Genomic DNA, 19499 nt, shown 5'->3' with positions numbered 1-19499 from the left:
GAACGAAGGCGATTAGTTGCATCCGGCAACCCAACATCAATCGCGCCTGTTGACCACGGCCAACTGCCACAGTTTCATCACCGGGCGACTCGCACTTTCGACGCACATGAGATTTTCCACTAAGCGAATGAGGGATCGACGTCGCCCGCGGGGTGAGAAAGAGGAGCACCTACGAATTGCATCGGCACCATGCACGCGCCTCACCCCCCGGTCGTATTCCTTCCTAGCTTAAGGGCAAGATCATATGGCGACCGCTCTCAATGGGGCGTAGGTTCACACTCGGTCTCCGTGCTCTCTGTTCGTCGAAAACCCTACGCCCTGACATCGCGTCGCGGTCAAGCATAACGCTTCGATCGAGATCAAGCGAGCGCGGTGCCCTGTGCGTTGCGAGGAAGATTATGCTTGTAGCTCACATCAATCGCTTCCGCGGCCGCCTGTCGAACATTCACCCTGTTCACAAGCGGATTGCGAAGAGCGCCACGCGAACCTCGTTTTTCGTCATCGTCGGAAAATGCGCAGGCGCGTTCAGAGAGATATCTATAGCCTACCGCTATGGCATTAGTGAACATGTTGTTCAAATGGCGGCGCCGGTGGGCGCGAAGCGTGATGCTGACCTCGTTGAGCGATCGCCGACGCTTCAAACCGGCCGATATCGTCGCCTGCTACGAGCGCCGCTGGCAGATTGAAACCAGCTACCGAGAACTCAAGCAGTCGATGCTCGGGATGGAACTGACTCTGCGTCGCCGCACAGTCGAAGGCGTCTATCAGGAAATCTGGGGAGCCTTGATTGCCCACAATCTGATCCGTCGCGAAATCGCCAATGCCGCCTTCGAAGTGAAACTCGCTCCAACGGACATCAGCTTTGTTCGCGCCGTCCACACAATCCAGCACGAGATGATGTGGGCCGCTGTCGCCCCTGCGTTCGCCAAGCTGCCCGCATGCCTTCAGCGACTGCGCGAACGGCTGAAGGCATTGCCAAATGAAAGACGACCCGGCCGCACGTGCGAACGAGTCGTTAAATCACGCCCCAGCCGTTACGCCGTGCGCAAAAGTTCTTAACTGAACGGCATTAGCCCTCCCGGGCTCTTTTTGAACTGGGCTTTTAAGGTTCAGCCAACGCGTCGCCATCGGGCAATCGACCTTTTTATTTTTCGTGCTTCTGCAGGGATAACGACGACGCGAGACGGCCTGCGTGTTCCTGTCCGATGGCGGCCTCTCGGTGTATCTGCTTGACGATCAACGTCGCTAGGATACGGGGCTCGTCAAACATCGTGGCCAGTTCGAAGACGAAGAGAAACGCCAGCATGTAACCTGCGGCAGGACGGTATTCCATGAATCGAAGGAAGAACGGCGCAAAGCGGGTGCGTATCGGTGCGCGGGTCAGAAGGAACCCGCAGAAGGCGCCGATCACTGCCCCTCCGATGACGTCGGTCGGATAATGCAGTCCCAGATAAACTCGAGGCAAACAGATGAAGACGGCGCAATGCACGATCATGAAAGCGCCGATCCATCGCCAGACAATGAAGATGCCAACGGCTATTGCCATCCAGAGCGCGGCATGGTCGCTGGGGAAGGAACTCCACAAGCGCATGCCTTCGCCCGTCGCGTCGGCCAATGGAAATGACAGATTAACCGAGGGTTCATAGAGTGGACGCAGGCGGAACGGCAGCGTGAGCGCGAACAAACGGCCGAGCAAAAACGCTACGAGCCCGGCGCACAGGGTCGCGACCACTGTTTCGCGGCGCCATTGCTGCGCTTCTCCGGGCTGGAACCAGATGGCACAAAGAATCGCCAGCGGAAGAAGACCTTTGGTGAAGTAGAACTCGGCGATCGCGTGAACAGCGTGAGTAAATAAGAATGAAGACGCCGCAATATGAACCAGCCAAGATTGAATTGACGTGTCGAAAGCGTTCATTCTTTGCGTCTCCATGAATATTGTGTTGCTGATAACAAGAGCGTACCTATAGGGTTGTGCCTTCGTACGTTCAATACCTCGCATAAGGTCTGCGGATTGCGGGATCTTTGTTTTCCTTACTAAGCTAAGAGCGGCGTACTTACTGTGGGGACGTTGACGCTTCCAGGCCGATCTTGCGAACGACAAGGCAAAGGCGCCAGCTTCAGGGAACGGCGGTGGGGATGACGCTGGGTCTGAGGTGCATAAGAACATCTATGCTCACACAGCGGCGGCATCCTTTGCGGGTTCATCGTTGGATGCCGGCGCTTCGTCAAGCATAACGTCATCACGTGCGATTACGTGCTTCGGCCAGCCGATGAACCTGCGCAACACGTTGCGCGTGATTTGATCCACGATCACGCGGCTTTCGGCTTCCGGATCCATCAACACGCGAGCCCAGTCGGTCGTGCCTCCATTGAATACCAGCCCTGTATCAGGGCCGCCACCGAGATCGGGTTGGAACACGCCCATCGCACCCTTGCCGCCCATGTCCCAGCCAACGAGTACAGGCGTATCCGCAAGCGTGGTAAAGCCGTTGGAAACGGGCGGTACGCCATCGACTTCATAGCCTACCAGCCGATCCCTCGCGCCGAATGTCTGGCCAACGGCGAGCCCCGTTCCGGCGAAGACCCAGTGATCGGCCTGCCGCACGGCATAACCGATTGCTTCGCGCTCGCGCTGGACCCAGCCCCCGCGCAGACGCTTCCATACGCCATACTTGCCGCCACCGTACGCGTAGCTGAGGCCAATGAGATCAGACTCGTCATATCCCGGCCATTGCTCGCCGAGACGAACCATCGTCTTGTAGTCGCCGTCGATGGGCGCATTGCCATAATCGACCGGGCGGAAGCACGTGTTGCCGCTGAAGATCGCCAGATTGCCGCCTTGCGCGATAAATTTGCCGACCCGATCGCGCATCTGCATCGACCAGTACTCGTGATGTCCGACACTCAACATGCAGCGATAGTTTTCGAGCAAGAGATCCGTGCCGCGATGCAGATCGTGATCGGTATAGAAGTCGCACGCGATGCGTTCCGCGCGCAGCCAGCGTATGAACTTCGCATCCCAGTGCGTGAATTGCTGACGGGGAGAGTGCGGATCGTATGGATCGGTCGGCTCGCCAAGTTGCGCGCCGAGTCCGCCGCCCGGGCGCAGCAAGCTTACTGTGGTCCGAGGTTGCGTGCGATGAATCGGATCGCCGTAATAGCAGCCACCACCTGCCGAGTTATAAGCGTGATATGTGTTGACCGGCACGATATAAGCGATGTGCGCCGATGGCGCGCGCGGCCTGGCGATGACGAGCGCCATGCTATCGCTCTCCGGCGGCCCCGCAAAGATCGGCTTGTGTGCGGCGGCGCGACGCCCGAGGTCCGTGCGCGGCGCACCGCGCGCATCGACTTCATACGCGACCACGACGTACGCACCTGTTTCCAGCGCATCCGTATGTGGCCGGATCTTTATAACAGGCCATTCCCAGTCTTCGTCGTGGCGCCTGGGTGTAGCGCGTCCCGGCGATTGAAAGACTATCTTCCCGTTCTTCAGTTCGGCGAGCACGGGGCCGCCCGGTTGCACGGCGACGCCGCCCACGCTCGTCAACGTTTCGTCATTGCCTTGATGATAGACCGCGACAGAAAAGCGGCATCCCGGCTGCACCGCGAGTTCGAACGATTCGCCGGCGGTGAAGCCGGGCCTGACCGGATAGATCTGCATGCTGAACGGACCTCGTGATTTCTTATCGTTGGCCGCCTGCCGACGGACGGCCACGCATGCTTGCCGGAGGATGCGCGCGCGATGCCGATTGCGGCGGGCACAGTTCGCGACCTAGCGCACGTTTGACAATGCGCTTGGCCTGAAACCAGCGGCGATCGGCGACGATCCTCATATGGAAGCGCAACTCCTTTGGGGTATCACTGCGATTGGCGGCGAACACGCAATAGCGCGCGGCGGTTCCCTCGATCGTTCTCATCGCGTCCCGGAACGCTTGTGCATCCACGCGCGCGGCCTGGAAGCATGCATACGAAAAGACCTTATGGAATACCGCGAGCCAGAACGGATCGAGTGGGCCGCCATTGCAGCGCTGCATCATTTCCTCGGCGCTGATGGCGAGCGACAGCACCGTGAATGGCGTCGCTCTAGTGGTGATGCTGCCCGCGCGTCGGCGATAGTAATAGAGCTCGTCGGCGAGACGGAAGAGCGACTGCGCGCGCGCATAGACGAGCGGAATCGCGGCGCAGTCTTCATAGACGCGTCCGGCGGGAAACTGGACGCCGTCCCACAGTGCGCGCCTGTAGACGCGCGCGGCTGGAAACGCCTGATGCACGCGCGCGAAATCCAGCAGCGCGTCCAGATTGCATCGGCGATGACCGACGGCCGCGGGATCGATCAAGCGGACCTTGTCGACCACCTTGCCAACGGAATCGATGATGCCCACGTTGAACTCGATGATGTCGGCGGCGCCGACATCGAGAAGCGGCATGACCTTCGCCGTGAAGTCGGCGGACCAGACGTCATCTGAATCGAGAAAACCAATATACGGCGAGTTCGCCTCTGCGATGGCCCGATTGCGCGCAGCGGAAACGCCACGGTTTTCCTGATGTATAACCCGAATGTTGCGGCCGCGCGGGTCCCGCTGCACGTCCCGGATGCGTTCAAGTGTTCGATCGGTCGAACCGTCGTCGATGACGATGAGTTCGATTTCATTGGCACGCGGTTGCGAAAGCGCAGACATCAGAGACTCGGTGATGAAATGCTCCACGTTGTAGGCCGGAATGACCACCGATAGCAATGTCTTGGGGTTGCCGTCATGGACGCGTGTCATAGTGCTCGTGTCGCCGTTAGAGTTTAAAATTGCAGCCGCCGTGGCCTGAGCCGAATCATATGTGGCCGCTCTCAAATGCGAAGTTCTCCCGAATACCATTCTATAGATTAGCTTCTGCACGAACCGTTCGGCCCACCGCATAATTTATTGCGCCTTCCCCGCGTCCGTATTTTTGCTGGCCAGCGGCGCGGCCAAGAAAAATTCGATCGATCGAGGGGCTTGCTTTGAAGCTTTGCTTGTGCGTGTAAGAACGAATCCTATTTACTCTGTCGCCCGGTAAAGGTCGAATGACAATCGCGAGCGGGCGTTCTAAAGGCGAATCAAATGAGGGCGATCTCTCTCGACGGATATCGGCGCGTTGAGGGACGCAACGATGCAGATCCGCATACGTGCATACCTAAGCTGTCTTACGCGAGGAATTGCTACAGCCGGCCCGCGAGGACGCAAGGCGCAGCGCTGCCGCAAGCGTCGTAGGCGCCCACATGCAATGATTTTTAGAGGGGTCGGCGCGGTGGCCTCTGCCTCAAGGGGACGGGCTATGCAGTTGCGACGCCTGGCAATCCGCTGTTGCTCTCACGCCCGGAAGTCAGGGAACTCACCCGCGTGAGACAGCAGCCGCAGCACAGAGCAGTGACATCGTCTGCTTTGATCAGTGCAGCGTCTGCTTCTTTGCACCGGCGTATTGCGTCGAGGCGGCTTTTGTAGCGTTTGTCTGCCCATAAAGTCCCGCCCGACATTCGGCTTTAATTTCGGCGACCGCCGACTCAATCAACGGGTGCCCGGGATATCTGGCCACCGTTGCATCGATCGCGGCTTCTACTTCGTGAATAGCGGCCTCAATGCTGTGGAGATCTTGACCATTCAATTCCACTTTGACTACGAGATCGTCGAGCGCCTGCAGGGCGGCGATTACTGCGGCCGACCATGGTGTTGAGGTCATGATGCCCCCTTGAGATGTTCATGAAAGTGCATGTTGGTTCTTGCGGAGTTCGTATTAACGGCATCGCAGGCACGCAGCGTCGCATTCGTTGACAACGCAATACGAGCACTTCGCGGCCGGCCGACTCTGTGTGCACAATGGCCCAAGAGGGCCCCACGTGCGGACGGCAAAACAGCAAAGGCGAACACCGGAAGGGCAACATGAAGCCAAACCGTATGTCGTCGGCAGTTGTGCCCTCGGGACACAGAGCGTGCGTGACCGTTGCTTAAGATAACCTTAAGAGGATCACCAACTGTTGTGCAATTGCCGTCCTTCGCAGATGAAAAGCAAACCGTCAGCCACGGCTTGTAAGCATTAGGCGCCCCAATCGGACAGGAGATGCTGACGCCAAGCAGGACGCTTGTCGCTTAAAGGCCCGCCGACGCGGAAGCAGACGGATATGCGTAATTCATTCCGCCGACAGTCAGATATTCAGGATTTTCCGGGCAGACGGAAAAGATGCGTCAGTGTCCTTCGGGGCCTGTCGCGGCGATCGACACCGTTCTCGAGTTCAGCCTGACGACGACGAGCTTGCCCGGGCTGTGCCGGTCCGATACCCGCGTGCGTCTTCACGAGGTCCATGCAGCATGGATTGACCTGCTCCACAGCGAATCGTCAGGCGGCTTCGAGCCATCGCAGGATGCGCTGCCAGTCTTTCGGAGGGCAGTTTATGGAATTTATGTAACAGTTCATATCGGAGACGTTCTTTCGACCGCTTTCCCTGCACCTGCATCGTTTGGACGCTGCTGGCCCCAGCTAGTGAAGATCCTTCGCATCGAGACAGACGCGCTAACCGGCGCCCGCGAGTCATCTGCCGCCAATTGCCCTTTTTGTTTTGGCTGATTCATTTCAAAGGCAAGCAGAATCGCGTCGCGTTGGCGGTACAAATGCTTACAAACCATCTTGCCGGCACGGTAAGCCGCCCGCGCTCCAGCGACGTTATTGCGGGCACAACCCAGTGGAGCTCGGCAATGAACACGAACGTCACCGCGAATATATCGCCTCGAGGTCACATCCATCCCTTGGTCGCGGGTGCAGCCGTGGCCGTTATCCTCGCCAGTGCCACCGGCATCGCGGCGATGACTGGGGTGCTGCCCGCTTCGCGAGCTGTTACGGCGCCTCTCGCGCAAACTGCACCGGTCGCCAGCGCGCCGGCCACTTCGACGAAACCATACGTCGAACAAACCGCCACGCAACAGGCGCCAGGCCAGCCACGCCTCCATCATCACCGTAGCGCTCCGGCTGAGCAGGCCCCAGGGTATGCGAACGGCGATACCTATCAGAGTCAGGCGCAGGCCGCGCCAAGGCCAATAGCAGTTGACCCGAAAGTCGGGAAGATTGTCGCCATCAACGTGGTCGAGGAGTCCGAGCCGACAACGGGGCTTGGCGCCGTGGGCGGCGCGGTCGCGGGAGGGCTGCTGGGAAATCAGGTCGGCGGAGGACGCGGTCGTGTTCTGGCAACGATTGCTGGAGCGGCCGGTGGCGGGCTTGCCGGCAATGGAATCGAGCACGCAGTGCGCAAGGGGAGGAGCTACCAGGTGCAGGTCAGAATGCAGGACGGTAGCTACCGGAATTTCAATTACCCCACGCAGCCGCCCGTCCAGGTAGGCGAACGTGTTCGTGTCTCCGGCGACTCCGTGTCGGCTTCGTAAGCACTGCGAGAGCCGGCAGTACATCACAACGGGTTACACGCGGTACAGGATTGGCATTTCAGCCGCACCTGCGTTCGCGTGCCGTTCGTAAGATGCGCAACCGTTCCCAATTGTCTGCCATCCAGTCAGAAGTGTGCTAAACAGGAGACCTCAATGAAACGCGCAACCCTTCTCTTTACAGTGGGCGTTTCGGCTGCATGCGCATCTGGCGCAGCTCTCGCTCACGCGGATATCGGGGTTTATCTCGGCGTGCCGGGCCCCGTCTATGTTGCACCTCCAAGGGTCGTCTACGAGGCCCCGCCGCCGGTCGTCTACGCGCCGGCTCCGGTCTATGGCTACGGCTATGGATATCCATATGACGGGGACTACGGTGACGAGCGCAGGTGGCACGGTCATGACCACGGTCGCCACCGTGGATGGGAACGTCGCCATCATGGGGACGACGACGACTGACCTACGGATAAGCGCGCTTCAATCTCAACGCCGTCAATATGATGGCGGTAACACCGAGCTTTCGACGCAAATTGTGGGTGGGTACTTGGATCGCGTTGCTCTCGATTTCCTCGTTCCATCCATACAATCGTTCCTCAAGCTGTTCGCGGCTGATGACGACGCTTGGATCTCAAACTATTATAGTTCTTGAAGCAGCGCGAACTCTCTGCTTGTGAGAGCCACCTCCTCGTTGTTCATCCAACCCTTGTGCTGCGCCTGATCGAGGCGAAGCGCCCCGGCTTCCAGAGTCGTTTGGGCGCGGCCGACTTTGCGGCGAGTTGCCTCGTATTTGCAAGGCACGCAAATGATGCCGCTGCCGACGAACGTCGGGTAGAACGTGCCGGCTACAGCGGGCGAAGATGCCTTTCGCTCTTCGAAGCCTGCAGCCGGCTTGGGCACCGCTGTGCGTCTTATGCTTTATTCGTCAGCGGTCCGCCCTTCCGACGGCGCGCATCTGACGAACATACAGATTTTGGAGGCACCGCCAGCTGAAGCGGCCGCGCCTTTTGGGAAGGTTCTCCACCACCGTTGCGAAGCAGCGTCGCCCGAAAACCAGAAGCTTCCGTGGTTGCTGCTTCAACCGGCGTGAAGCAACGCGAGGATCTGGCGCCAGTCGCTTCCTCGCATGGCCGTGAACCAGTTGTCGTGATCCGCGGTAGGTAAAAGAAGAAAGTGCGAGTGTGCGTGTTCGCTAGCTAAGCGGCGCGCATGCAAGACGGGAATCAACGTGTCCTGCTGCGCGCCGACGATGACGAGTGGCCCGCGAAAGCTTGACAGCGCAGCGACCGAATCGAAGGGATCATGCAGCAGCCAGCGCACTGGTAGAAAGGGGTACTTCTCCGCAGCGACATCGGCAAGTGAGTCCCACGGCGTAATGAGCACTACACCCGCTACCGCCGTCTCATTTCCTTTCGTCACTTGTGATGCCATTCCCGCGCCCAGCGACTCCCCAACGAGAAAGATCGGCGCGCCCCACTGAGCGAGCGCTCCGGCCAGCGCTTCGCGCGATGCAGTGAGTGTCGCCTTCATCGTGCGCGAGCCCGGACGGTTGCCATGTCCCGGATATTCGACGATGACTACTCGATACCCGTTTTGCACGAATACATCGGCGAGCGGCAGCTTCGTCTCTGCTGACTCTTCGTTGCCGTGGTAGAGGATGAATGTGCCCCGCGCTCGCCCCTGCGCCGGCGCCACGATGTATCCTTCGTATTCGCCATGCACCTTCCATTGCTTAATGTCCTCGGCGGCGTGCGGGAGCGTGCGCGGATCGGCTGCATCGGGCGTGGACGGCAGCAGCATGCAGTCCTGCATCAAGAACAGCGCGAGCATCGCGCAAAGGTACATCGCGAGGACCAGGCCAAAGAAATAGAAAAGAAGACGCATCGGTGTCTCCGGAATTGACTTCTTGGCGGTGACTCAGTATATGGAAGTACGCATGCGCGCAGCGGTCAACGTGCGGGCGCCGCTCGGAGATTATCGGGCCGTAATGCGCTAGGGCGCCGTTAGCCAGGCGATGGTTATTTTTGTGTTAAATGCATGAAAGTCAGAAATTCAAAACGGTGGGCACCTCGGGGCGAACACCGCTGGATCATTGCCGGGGCAGCACTTCTTACCGCCGCCATGATCAGAGCCATGCTGCATCCGCTTCTTGGCGACATCATGCCGGGAACAGCGTTCCTAATCGCTGCGGTACTCGTCGAATACTACTGCGGACTCGTGCCCGCTTTCTGCGTCATGCTGGCGGGGCTGTGCATCGCCGATTATCTTTTTGTACCGCCCTATGGGCGCATCGACGTCATCGATACATCGGACATCCACCTTCTGGTGTCGTATCCGCTGATCACGATCGTCGTCATCGTCCTGGTCGAGCGTCTGCGCCGTGCGCAGTATCGCGCCGAACTGCTGGCGGCGGTCGCGCAGTCGAGATATGAAATGCTGCTGCGCCACGACAATGAGCGGCTGCTCGCGAGTCGTGCGACAGACGAGATGCATCGCATGCTTCATCACATCGCGCAATACAACCGCTCCCTTATCTTGATCAAGGCACTCGACCCCAGCGGCGCTCCCCCAAGCAGCTTCGTGGCGACCGCGGCGACGTCGACATCGAACGGTGTCATCGACGACGCGCCGATTGGCGCAGGTATCGCATACGGCGCAAGGCACGCAGAGGTACATCAAGACGACCTTGCGCGGGTTAGCGATCGCTTGACGCCAGGGCATCATCGCATGCGGCTGGTTTCCGGCGGGCGGAACGAGTGGAGGCCCGTCGAATGTGTATGTGACCGCTTCATCACGCCGTCCGGCGAGTTTTTGATATTGCGCGCCGAGGACTCCGCATGACCGTCTCCACCACAACGACGTTGCGGGGCAACGATCACGCCGTCCTGCTTCTGCATGGCCTGTCGAGCTCGCCGCTCGAGCTGCGCTTCCTCGCGCGCTTTCTCGCGGACGAAGGCTTCACCACGCACACCCCTGAGTTGCCGGGATACAGCGCCGGCAGCGCGCATCAGCCGATGGAGCAATGGATCCGCGCGGCGGTCGCGGAGTTCGACGAACTCGCGAAACAATATCGGCACGTCTCCATTTGCGGCCTCTCGATGGGCGCCACGCTCGCGGCGGCGGTCGCGCACGAGCGGCCGTCCGCACGCGCGTTGCTGCTGCTCTCGATCACGCTTAACTACGACGGCTGGGCCATTCCGTGGTATCGATTCCTGCTCGATTACGCTTATTACACGCCGCTGCGCTCGCGTTATCGCTATCGCGAGCACGAGCCCTACGGCCTGCGCAATGAGGCGTTGCGCACGAAGATCGCGCGCACAATGCAAAAAAACGACATCAGCGAAGTCGGTCCCGCGTCGATCGCCATGCCCGCGCTACACGAAGCGAGCCGCCTCGCGGGTTTTGTGCGCAAGAAGCTCAAGAGCATCGTAACGGACTGCCTCATCATCCACGCCATCGACGACGAGACGTCAAGCCCGCATAATGCGCGCTTCGTCTCGGCCAACGTCGGGGCATCGTTTATCCGCAGCATCTGGCTGGACGATTCGTACCACATGATCACATCCGACAACGAACGCGAAGTCGTCGCGCGGGAATGCGCGCTGTTTCTACGCGAAAGCGCGGCGGCTACGGGCTCCAGCGACAACCCGACGCCCGTCGTCTCACGCGCGCTCGCACGTCGCTTGCGTCAACTCGCGCAGGTTGCGGGGAAAGCATGAGGTGTCAATTCGCGCACGCTGCGGTAATCGCCTGCGCAGCGACGGGTGTCGCGTGCCCCGCGTACGCCGACGGGTCGCCTGCGACCGGCGACTGGAAAGTATCGGTCGGCCCCGGCTTCTACGTATTCCCGAAGTTTCCCGGCTCTTCGCAGCTTCAGGTATTGCCGTTTCCAGCCCAGGACATTTCCTGGCGCGACCGCGTGTTCTCGCAAGGCCCGGACGTGCTGGGTGTCAATGCTTGGCGCGCCGAGAACTACCACGTCGGGGCGACGCTCAGTTTCGATTTCCAGTCGCGTAGCGCGTCCGACGATGCGCGTCTTAAGGGCTTGCCCGATGTGCATTATGGGCCGAAGCTGCGGCTCTTCGCCGACTACACATGGTGGGCTTTCACCGGGGCGGCGGCGGTCTATCAGGACATTGCAGGAACGGGTCAAGGCTTGACCGCGACGGCCGATCTGCTGGTCTCCGCGCCCTTCGGCGAGTTGCTCGTCTCGGTGGGCCCGGGGCTCACGTGGGCGAACGCAACGTACACCAAGACGTTTTTCGGCGTGAACCTGCAGGAAAGCGCCGCTTCAGGCCTGCCGCATTACGCAACGAGCTCGGGCCTGCGCGACTTGCACCTCAACGTAAATGCCACCTACACATTCGACTCGCACTGGTCAGGAACGGTCGCGGCGGTGGTCGGGCGGCTCCAGCGGTATGCGGCCGGCAGCCCGATCACTGAGCGCCGGCTCGACCTAAACGGCACGGCATCGGTGCTGTATCGGTTCTAGAGGTCATGCGGCGAAGGTGCAGCTTTCCCTTTGTACTATTCGGTTTGCCCAATGTACTCGGGCGCGACCACCGCACCGCCCGCCCCCCAGTCCGTGGCTAAGAGCTGCTGGCTCGTGCGCTTTGTTGGCACAAAGACCGAACGGAGTTGCGTCATTTAATGACACGAGGCCGGTCGTTCATATCCGCTCGCCAAATGAACGAACGGTGAAGCTGCGAAGTGTCCGTGGCTCGCAAGCTGTACGACGCGCATCGCTCGTTGCGCATCTGCATGGACCGCCCATCGCGGAATCCGCTCCTGTAATAGCTCTGGCGAGCACATCGGGTGTCGTATTGCGAAGGTGCCCGCGGAGAAAGCACCTGGGCCCGCTCGCGTCCCGGCCAAACTTGCAAAGACGACGGCTATTTCGAAAGGCCTCGGACCGGCAGGCAGGGCGCCGAAGACGGGCGAGACGGGCTACGTTCCCATGAACGACTTTCCGAGGTCGAAAGACGATGATCTGCAAAGGGTCTCTTTGGCCGGTCTCATCTACCGACGTGAAAGGTTTAACGTGGCGCGAGCAAGCTTACTAGGCTGCCATAAGGCTCTCATAAGTTTGTGCCATCTACTATTGCGTGCCGTTATTCTGCGAAATCTGAAGCGCTGTGACCCAAGCTTCCGCTAAGGCCGCCTCTTACCCTGCGATAGTACGGCTGTTGCATTGGCTGGTCGCACCGCTGGTCTTTATTGAATTCGCCCTCGGCTGGGCGATGCCGAGGCTCACGCCTGAGAGTACACCGACCGGTGTGACAGGCTGGCATCTATCCGTCGGCGCGCTACTTCTCGCCATGATGGTAGTTCGCGTGGTCTGTCGATTGATTTACGAGCCGGATCTCTGCGTTATGCCAGCGTCGTGTCGCCGAGTGACAACGATGACTCACTTTGCGCTCTACGTGACGCTGTTCGCAGTGCTTGTCACGGGCTGGGCCGACTCATCTTCACGTGGCTGGTTCGTGCGTCTACTTGGGTTTTTATTCTATCCCTTGATCACAGGAAGACATTCTCCGGTCGGAAATGCGCTAGGCTTGGTGCACGTATGGCTAACATGGGTGCTACTCGCACTATCCGTCGCCCACATCGCTCACGCGCTTTTTCATCGCTTCGTATTACGCGACGACGTCCTTCGGCGCATCATGTAGGCCGTGCCCTCCGTGCGGCCCCTTCCGTACTGGGCCGGGTGCTCGTCCGGTGCTCGTCACGATCGATCCGTCGGTCACCCAAATGACGCGACTTCCTGGTGCCGAACTGGCCCGCACAAGCGAAGTTGTCGGATCCTACCCCGGCACGAACATACCGATTGCCGCGATCGCCATCGCGAAAGTCGCAAGCCAGCCACCCCAGGCCAACACACTGCGAACCGCGAACTCACCCATAATGCGCCGACTTTGGGCCGTCAACATCATGACTACCATGATTGGCACGGCGGTCAGGCCATTGATGACCGCACTCCAGTAGAGCGCTCGAATCGGGTCGAAGTGCATGAAGGTGATCGCCACGCCGCCGATAATCGACAGCGCAATCACGGCATAAAACTCACGTGCGAGCGTCGGATGCAGCGCGAGACTGCTGCGCCAGCGAAAGCTGCCGGCGGCGGCGTAAGCCGCGGACCCCGCAAGGACAGGAAGCGCCAACAGGCCCGTGCCGATGATACCCAACGCAAACAAGACATACGCGAAACGCCCGGCGATGGGCTCGAGCGCCCGCGCGGCATCGGCGGACGTCTTGACGTCGACGTGATGTAAGTGAAGGGTCGCCGACGCCGTCAACACGATAAAGAAGGCGATGACGTTAGACACCCCCATGCCGATCCACGTGTCAAAGTTAATTCGACGCAGCTGCACCGGCGCCTGATTCGGCATCCGACGCAATGGCCCCTGACCCTTCGAGCACATTTCCTCGACTTCCTGAGACGCCTGCCAAAAGAACAGATACGGACTGATGGTAGTGCCGAGCACAGCGACGACCGTCGTGAGATAGTCGGACGTCAGCGAGATGTGAGGCCGAAGGGTCCCCCTCGCTACGTCGCCCCACTGGATGGGAACAACAAGGGCGACCGCGACATAGGCCAAAAGCGCTAGGGCGGTCCACTTGAGGAAGCGCGCATAGCGGTCGTAGGAAATGAAAATTTGAAGCGCGACTGACATCCCGCCGAGGATTACGACGTACAACTGCTGCGGACCATGAACCAGCAATCCGACCGCGGCGCCCATCGCCGAGAGGTCAGCAGCGATATTGATCACGTTTGCGAGTACCACAAAACGACCGCGCTATAGAGCAGCCATTTCGGGTAATGGATGCGCATGTTCGACGCCAGGCCCTTCCCGGTCACCCGCCCAATCCGCGCGCTGACCAATTGTATGGCCGTCATAAGTGGATACGTCAGCAGGAGCGTCCACAGCAGATCGTAGCCGAACTGAGCACCGGCCTGCGAGTAAGTGCCGATGCCGGATGGATCATCATCTGCGGCTCCGGTAATCAGACCGGGCCCTAACCGTCGGATCCACGATCGCTCGACAGGATCGCGGATCGTGCTTTCGGGCTCTCGAACTTCGTTTTCGTTCATGGCGGGCCTCCCTACGCGCCAACGCAATTCTCGAACCCGGCAAAGCAACCCTCGCGTTAATGCGGGACGCATAGGTGCCCATGCTTTGCGGACGCTGAGGTCCGGGCACGTCGCCCAACTTCTCACACTGGCCATTACCTCACTTCTTTCGATCTCGTTACATGCGACGGGCCGAATGGTTTCCGGGACCGCGTTCGCAATCTTCGGAGCCGTTACTCTAGTCATGGCCCATCTGGGTCCGCATCGATGCAAAGAGGGCCTTTGGGTTGGCGGTCACGGCACGCCAAGTCGGTACGAACGGCACCCCGCCGCACGTCACCTGCATCTCGCCTGGTTGTTCGCGCCGTTGGCTGGTTCTTCTATACATTCAACTGCACCCAGAGCAAATTGGTTACGATTCTCCTAGCACCCCGGGGGACTTGTACGGATCTCGCAGCATACGGGTCGGCGTCATGTTACTTATTTTCATCCCAACAACCGTCCGCAGCGTTGCAGGAGCCACCCGCGGAAAGTCTTTTCGAAAGCAGCAGGTCGACCGATAGGCAACATCGCAAGCCCGTCGAATCTTGGATCGGGGGAAGTGCCCTTTCTCATTGGCCGCGTGAACGGTATCGTGTTATGACCACCAGCCCACGACAGGCGCGATCGCGACTTTTTGTCGCGTTTGAATCGTGAATGCGCAGATCCGTGCGCAACGCTGCTCCCTCTTCTATGAAGCTTGCAATATGTCGACATCCCCCTTGCACACTGGGTCTCATGAAACTCGCGCGTTGCCGGCGCTCGCGCTCGGTGCTATCGGCGTGGTCTTTGGGGACATTGGAACCAGCCCGCTCTACACGCTCAGGGAATGCCTGAAAGCCGCGGGCGGCGTCAGTCCGACGAACGTCTATGGGATCGTCTCGCTGATCCTCTGGTCGATCGTGGTAGTGGTCACGTTCAAATACGTGTCCTTCGTCATGCGGGCGGACAACGACAGAGAAGGCGGCATTCTTGCACTGACTGCGCTCGCGTCGGAAGTTGCGCCGGTCCGGTTACGTCGCTTCCTGCTGACCCTTGGCGTATTCGGCGCTGCGATGTTCTGCGGCGACTCCATGATCACACCGGCGATTTCCGTCACCTCTGCTGTAGAAGGCGTAACGCTCGTCAACTCTCATCTCTCGGAATAGATCGTACCGATTGCGCTGATCATTCTCACGGGGCTATTCAACTTGCAGAAGCGCGGTACCGGCGCCGTTGGAAAGCTGTTCGGGCCGGTGATGTTGATCTGGTTCGTCGCGCTTGCGGTGATCGGGGTGACGAATATCGCGGATCGTCCTGGCATCCTCCGTGCCGCGTCGCCCGTCTTTGCGTTCGATTTCCTCGTGCACTCGCCGGCCACCGCGTTCGTCGCCCTCGGGTCCGTTTTTCTCGCACTGACCGGCGGCGAGGCTCTTTATGCCGACAAGGGGCATTTCGGCAAGCGACCGATTCGGCTGTCGTGGCTATTGCTGGTCTTTCCAGTCTGGTGCTCAACTAATTCGGCCAGGCCGCACTGGTGCTAAGCAAGCCTTCCGTGATCGGTCAGCCCTTCTTTGAATCGGTGCCCTCGTGGGCGCTGATACCGCTCGTGGTGCTTTCCGCACTGGCGACCATCATTGCCTCCCAGGCGGTTATATCGGGCGCTTTTTCAATGACTAAGCAGGCAGTGCAACTGGGACTGCTACCACGCATCCCCGTAGTCCATACTTCGAGCCACGAGATCGGTCAGGTCTATGTGCCGTTCGTTAATCTTACGCTCTATGTCGCCGTCGTCTTCCTCGTCCTCTTCTTCCGGTCCTCAGACAACCTCGCGGCGGCATACGGCATCGCCGTCGCATCCACCATGCTGCTGACTACGCTCCTGATGTATTTCATCACGCATTGCCTATGGCGCTGGAAACCTATTGCGACCTTCACCGTCATCGGTCCAATTGCGCTCGTCGATGCATTGTTCGTGTCGAGCAACGCCAGCAAGGTCATGGATGGCGGATGGTTTCCCCTGCTGGCCGGCGCCGCGCTCTTCACGGTGATGACGACGTGGCACAAGGGTCGGGAATTGGTCGTGCAATAAATCGCGAAAGATAGTCTTGCGCTGGCGCCCCTCATCGCGTCGCTGACGACCGGCGAACATCCGGTCGTACGGACACAGGGCACGGCGGTTTTCCCGAGCGGAGTGCCCGCCATGACGCATACCGCGTTCCTGCACAACCTAAAGCACAACGGCGTCATGCATCAAGTCAAACTCTTCATGTCTGGCTCGACCGATAACACACCTCACGTATCGGACCAAGACAAGATTGCCGTCGAAGATCTCGGAAGCGGTTGTTACTCGGTGGCCGTGCGGCACGGATTCATTGAGATTCCCAACATCCCGGCCGTTCTCGCGCTGGTCGAAACGCGGGTACCAAACTGGCATTACGACCCCCTCGACGTCTCCTTTTTCCTGGGGCGCGACACCATCGTCGCAACGGGAAAGAGTCATGCGATGGCGTTATGGCGCGAAAGGCTATTCGCGTTCCTGGTGAGAAATGCCGCTCAGGCAGCCGATTACTTCAGCCTGCCGCCGAATCGGGTCGTCGAGATGGGCGGCCCGGTTAATCTGTGATTGTTGATAGATCTCTCGACGGGCTTGTGTGCGGCGATTCGACGACTGCGTTACCTGAAGCAATCGATATTGGGCCACCCGTAATGCGCCGACTCAAAAACCGAGGTTGTCCGTGCGCCCAGCACGAACTCGTTGCCGATACGTGTCGTCGGATTGTCAAGTACGGAATGCCCCCGACGGGCGGAAGAGATACAGCGAGTCGGCCTGGAGCAGCCACCACGGCGTACCTGATACGGGTAAGTCGCCCCTATCACCGTCTCCGCACTGCGCGACGGGAGTCAGGGCGTGGTGAACGACGCCGTATCGCTGGCGAGGTCCTGTGCGTGCGCCCCGATCTTCGCGTAGCCGGGGGCCAGTCCTACGACATCGTCATCGCGTCCCCTAAATGGCGCCATGAGCGGAACACCCGCATTCATGCAGACATCCACGAGGTTTGGATCGCCCGGCGCGCCCATGATGCGTGCAAACGCGTTGACCGACTGCGGGCTGTCCGCCGACCGACGCCAGACCATCTGGTCGGCAACCGCGTAGAAGCTGTAATTGCCCTTGTGATTCTGCGAGCTCTGCGTGCTTGCTGGACTTGCTAGGGACAGGCTCGTGCGTCGAATCGCGGGTGAGCAACGGTCGGCCGTGCTGACGGATCGACGCGCGCGGATGATCGGCGAGCGCGCTCGAGCCGTGCGCCAGCGCGAGCGCCACCAGCGCGTCGAGCATCGTGGTGAGATGCCGCTCCATCGCGCCGGGCGTCGCCGCGTGCGCATCCTCGTCGGGATCGTAGTAGGTGCGCGCGATCACCGCCGGAGGGATGCGCTGCACATACGCGCGCAGCGCAGTGAAATCCTTGGTCGTATAGCCGCGCTCAAGGGTGAGTGACTCGGTGAGCTTTTCCGGGACGGACGCCGTCGAGCCGTGCTCGCTCAGCCATCGTCACGCTCCCCGTCTTCCGACTCGAGCGGGGGCTCGGGCGGCGCTGGCGGCGCCGGTGCACGCAGCCGCGGCAGCCCGAGCTGCGCGAGCGCCTCGCTCGCCTGGGCCATGAACACCTCCGGCCAGGTCGCGCACAGGAACTCGAAGGCCACGCGCGCCTCGCGCAGCAGTTCGGCCAGGCGCGCATTTTCCGCGGCGTACGCGGTGACACCGAAATCGGTGGTCGGGCGCGCGCCATACATCACCCGCTGCACCAGCTTGACCGCGCCATAGTCGGCGATGAAGTCGAGCACCGGCACAAAGCGCGCGTCTTTCGTGAGCGCGGCGCCATAGGTTTCGGCGAGCGCGATCACCACCGCCAGTTCGAGCCGGGAGGGTTTCACTGGCAGCAACGGCACCGCATCGCCGTGGGCGGTAAGCCGCGCGGCGTTTCAGCGTGATCGCCTCGTCGAGCGCGAGCCCCACGCGCGCGACCGCCGCGGTCGGGGCCTCGTTGGGCCAGCGCCCATGCGCCCCGGCGCCAGCCCGATCGCCGTGCTCGCCGTCAAAGTCCTCTTCGCCTTGTGCCACGGGCCCCTGCCCTCTCAGGTAAATCAGAATTGGCCAATTCTACCCCTGAAACGCTATCCCGATAATAGACATTATCAGGCTTCCTAAATATGCTAGGCGACGGTCACGTGCGAAGGCGATGCCTATCGTTAAGGTCATCAAGCAAGTCTCTATTGCGAGGCCGTCCGCGGCGTACCTGTCCTCACCGGCGGGTCCAGCTTCGTCGCCCAGCAGCTCAAGAAGACGCAGCATCAGTGCTGCAGGAAGTCCTTCGATCGCCTCCGCATAGCGGTCGATGCGCAGCGCCGTAGATGCAGATAATCTTCAATCAGGCATTCGATCGCCAATGTCGATAGGCGAATCTCGCGAAGGCGAGCCCTTGACTTGGAATGGCGGTTACGAGCGAGACCGCGATTACCGCAGGCCGGCAGCGCGGTGCGATGGTGGCGACGAAAAGCAGAGCGGGGGTCAGGCCGTTCTGTAGTAATGGAACCCGCCGCGTTCCTCCGCAGCGGCGAAAAGGCGCCTCCGTGGCTCGACGAGCGCAAAGCCGTCACTCCTTCGCGCCGTCACTTAGCCGCCGACTTGTTAAGGTCGATCGCGAGTCATCGGCGGCTCGATGGGTCCAGCGAAGAGGCCCCCATCGAAGTACGCGTCATCGAGTTCCATGATGGTGTCGTCTCCCATCAGAATCACAACGAAATCGACCACCCCGTCGCCAGGCACCGCGGAGATTTCCGCTATTGTTTGTTGCGGCGATCGCTCGTCGACAAAGCGCAACCAGTAGTAACCGGGCGCGGTCGGCCGGGAATCTTTCCACTCCATAGCAAGCTCGCATTAAAGGACCGTTGCTATTAGATTAGCGCTTCTGTCGCGGTGCGTAACCCGCGTCACCTTCCTCTACGGCAGCGTT

15 protein-coding genes and 5 pseudogenes are annotated in these 19499 nt (G+C 60.2%); 10 read left to right on the top strand and 10 right to left on the bottom strand.

Features of this window, described 5'->3' with window-relative positions; all coding sequences use genetic code 11:
• Positions 1–603: 603 nt before the first annotated feature.
• Positions 604–1059: pseudogene (locus LDZ23_RS31310) on the top strand (transposase); the annotation flags it as partial.
• Positions 1060–1144: 85 nt separating this feature from the next.
• Here the strand turns inward: LDZ23_RS31310 and LDZ23_RS31305 are convergent.
• The 4 genes from LDZ23_RS31305 to LDZ23_RS31290 form a co-directional block, all read right to left on the bottom strand.
• Entirely contained in the window at positions 1145–1915 is a 771-nt protein-coding gene (locus LDZ23_RS31305; RefSeq protein WP_244808320.1) for a phosphatase PAP2 family protein, read from the bottom strand.
• Between the two features lie 258 nt (positions 1916–2173).
• Positions 2174–3664, bottom strand: coding sequence for a N,N-dimethylformamidase beta subunit family domain-containing protein (locus LDZ23_RS31300; RefSeq protein WP_244808319.1), 1491 nt, complete (start codon positions 3662–3664; stop codon positions 2174–2176).
• A 22-nt stretch (positions 3665–3686) separates the two neighbouring features.
• Positions 3687–4892: a glycosyltransferase family 2 protein gene (locus LDZ23_RS31295; protein ID WP_244808318.1), complete on the bottom strand. Its 1206-nt coding sequence runs from the start codon at positions 4890–4892 to the stop codon at positions 3687–3689.
• Positions 4893–5421: 529 nt separating this feature from the next.
• The gene (locus tag LDZ23_RS31290) at positions 5422–5712 is read right to left on the bottom strand and encodes a YuaX family protein (protein WP_244808317.1); all 291 of its coding nucleotides are present in this window, start codon (positions 5710–5712) and stop codon (positions 5422–5424) included.
• 1010 nt (positions 5713–6722) lie between these two features.
• Between LDZ23_RS31290 and LDZ23_RS31285 the strand changes: the two genes are divergently transcribed.
• On the top strand, positions 6723–7403 hold the full coding sequence (locus LDZ23_RS31285) for a glycine zipper 2TM domain-containing protein (RefSeq protein ID WP_244808316.1): 681 nt from the start codon (positions 6723–6725) through the stop codon (positions 7401–7403).
• Between the two features lie 153 nt (positions 7404–7556).
• A complete protein-coding gene (locus LDZ23_RS31280; RefSeq protein ID WP_244808315.1) occupies positions 7557–7856 on the top strand; it encodes a hypothetical protein in 300 nt (99 codons plus the stop codon).
• Between the two features lies 1 nt (position 7857).
• Here the strand turns inward: LDZ23_RS31280 and LDZ23_RS31275 are convergent.
• Together LDZ23_RS31275 and LDZ23_RS31270 are read right to left on the bottom strand one after the other, a co-directional pair.
• Positions 7858–8171 (bottom strand): annotated as a pseudogene (locus LDZ23_RS31275) (winged helix-turn-helix domain-containing protein); the annotation flags it as partial.
• A gap of 300 nt (positions 8172–8471) precedes the next feature.
• Positions 8472–9278 (bottom strand): alpha/beta hydrolase, encoded by an 807-nt coding sequence (locus LDZ23_RS31270; RefSeq protein ID WP_244808314.1) that lies wholly within the window; start codon positions 9276–9278, stop codon positions 8472–8474.
• 153 nt (positions 9279–9431) lie between these two features.
• Between LDZ23_RS31270 and LDZ23_RS31265 the strand changes: the two genes are divergently transcribed.
• The 4 genes from LDZ23_RS31265 (at position 9432) to LDZ23_RS35075 (ending at position 13063) form a co-directional block, all read left to right on the top strand.
• On the top strand, positions 9432–10235 hold the full coding sequence (locus LDZ23_RS31265) for a DUF4118 domain-containing protein (protein ID WP_244808313.1): 804 nt from the start codon (positions 9432–9434) through the stop codon (positions 10233–10235).
• Positions 10232–11113 (top strand): alpha/beta hydrolase, encoded by an 882-nt coding sequence (locus tag LDZ23_RS31260; RefSeq protein WP_244808312.1) that lies wholly within the window; start codon positions 10232–10234, stop codon positions 11111–11113. The genes LDZ23_RS31265 and LDZ23_RS31260 overlap by 4 nt, the downstream gene beginning before the upstream one ends.
• Positions 11110–11886 (top strand): MipA/OmpV family protein, encoded by a 777-nt coding sequence (locus LDZ23_RS31255; RefSeq protein WP_244808311.1) that lies wholly within the window; start codon positions 11110–11112, stop codon positions 11884–11886. The genes LDZ23_RS31260 and LDZ23_RS31255 overlap by 4 nt, the downstream gene beginning before the upstream one ends.
• Positions 11887–12529: 643 nt before the next feature.
• Positions 12530–13063 carry a cytochrome b gene (locus LDZ23_RS35075; protein ID WP_425306905.1) on the top strand — a complete coding sequence of 178 codons (534 nt, stop codon included), beginning with the start codon at positions 12530–12532 and terminating at the stop codon, positions 13061–13063.
• A 135-nt stretch (positions 13064–13198) separates the two neighbouring features.
• Here the strand turns inward: LDZ23_RS35075 and LDZ23_RS31250 are convergent.
• A pseudogene (locus tag LDZ23_RS31250) lies at positions 13199–14487 on the bottom strand (NRAMP family divalent metal transporter).
• Positions 14488–15212: 725 nt separating this feature from the next.
• On the opposite strand from LDZ23_RS31250, the pseudogene LDZ23_RS35070 reads away from it, so the two are divergent.
• From LDZ23_RS35070 to LDZ23_RS35060, 3 genes and pseudogenes are all read left to right on the top strand, one after another.
• Positions 15213–16028 (top strand): annotated as a pseudogene (locus tag LDZ23_RS35070) (KUP/HAK/KT family potassium transporter).
• Between the two features lie 11 nt (positions 16029–16039).
• Positions 16040–16576, top strand: a complete 537-nt coding sequence (locus LDZ23_RS35065) for a KUP/HAK/KT family potassium transporter (RefSeq protein ID WP_425306922.1) — start codon at positions 16040–16042, stop codon at positions 16574–16576.
• Between the two features lie 111 nt (positions 16577–16687).
• Positions 16688–17110 (top strand): KUP/HAK/KT family potassium transporter, encoded by a 423-nt coding sequence (locus LDZ23_RS35060; protein ID WP_425306921.1) that lies wholly within the window; start codon positions 16688–16690, stop codon positions 17108–17110.
• Between the two features lie 50 nt (positions 17111–17160).
• Here LDZ23_RS35060 and LDZ23_RS31240 read toward each other — a convergent pair.
• From LDZ23_RS31240 to LDZ23_RS31230, 3 genes and pseudogenes are all read right to left on the bottom strand, one after another.
• Positions 17161–17706 (bottom strand): annotated as a pseudogene (locus tag LDZ23_RS31240) (carbohydrate porin); the annotation flags it as partial.
• A 321-nt stretch (positions 17707–18027) separates the two neighbouring features.
• Entirely contained in the window at positions 18028–18435 is a 408-nt protein-coding gene (locus LDZ23_RS31235) for a hypothetical protein (RefSeq protein ID WP_244808840.1), read from the bottom strand.
• A gap of 739 nt (positions 18436–19174) precedes the next feature.
• On the bottom strand, positions 19175–19411 hold the full coding sequence (locus tag LDZ23_RS31230; RefSeq protein ID WP_244808839.1) for a hypothetical protein: 237 nt from the start codon (positions 19409–19411) through the stop codon (positions 19175–19177).
• Positions 19412–19499 lie beyond the last annotated feature (88 nt).

It is taken from the genome of Caballeronia zhejiangensis, assembly GCF_022879815.1.
GTDB lineage: Bacteria > Pseudomonadota > Gammaproteobacteria > Burkholderiales > Burkholderiaceae > Caballeronia > Caballeronia zhejiangensis.
The sequence above is the reverse complement of the archived record's forward strand: the minus strand, read 5'-3'. Positions and strand labels throughout refer to the sequence as shown.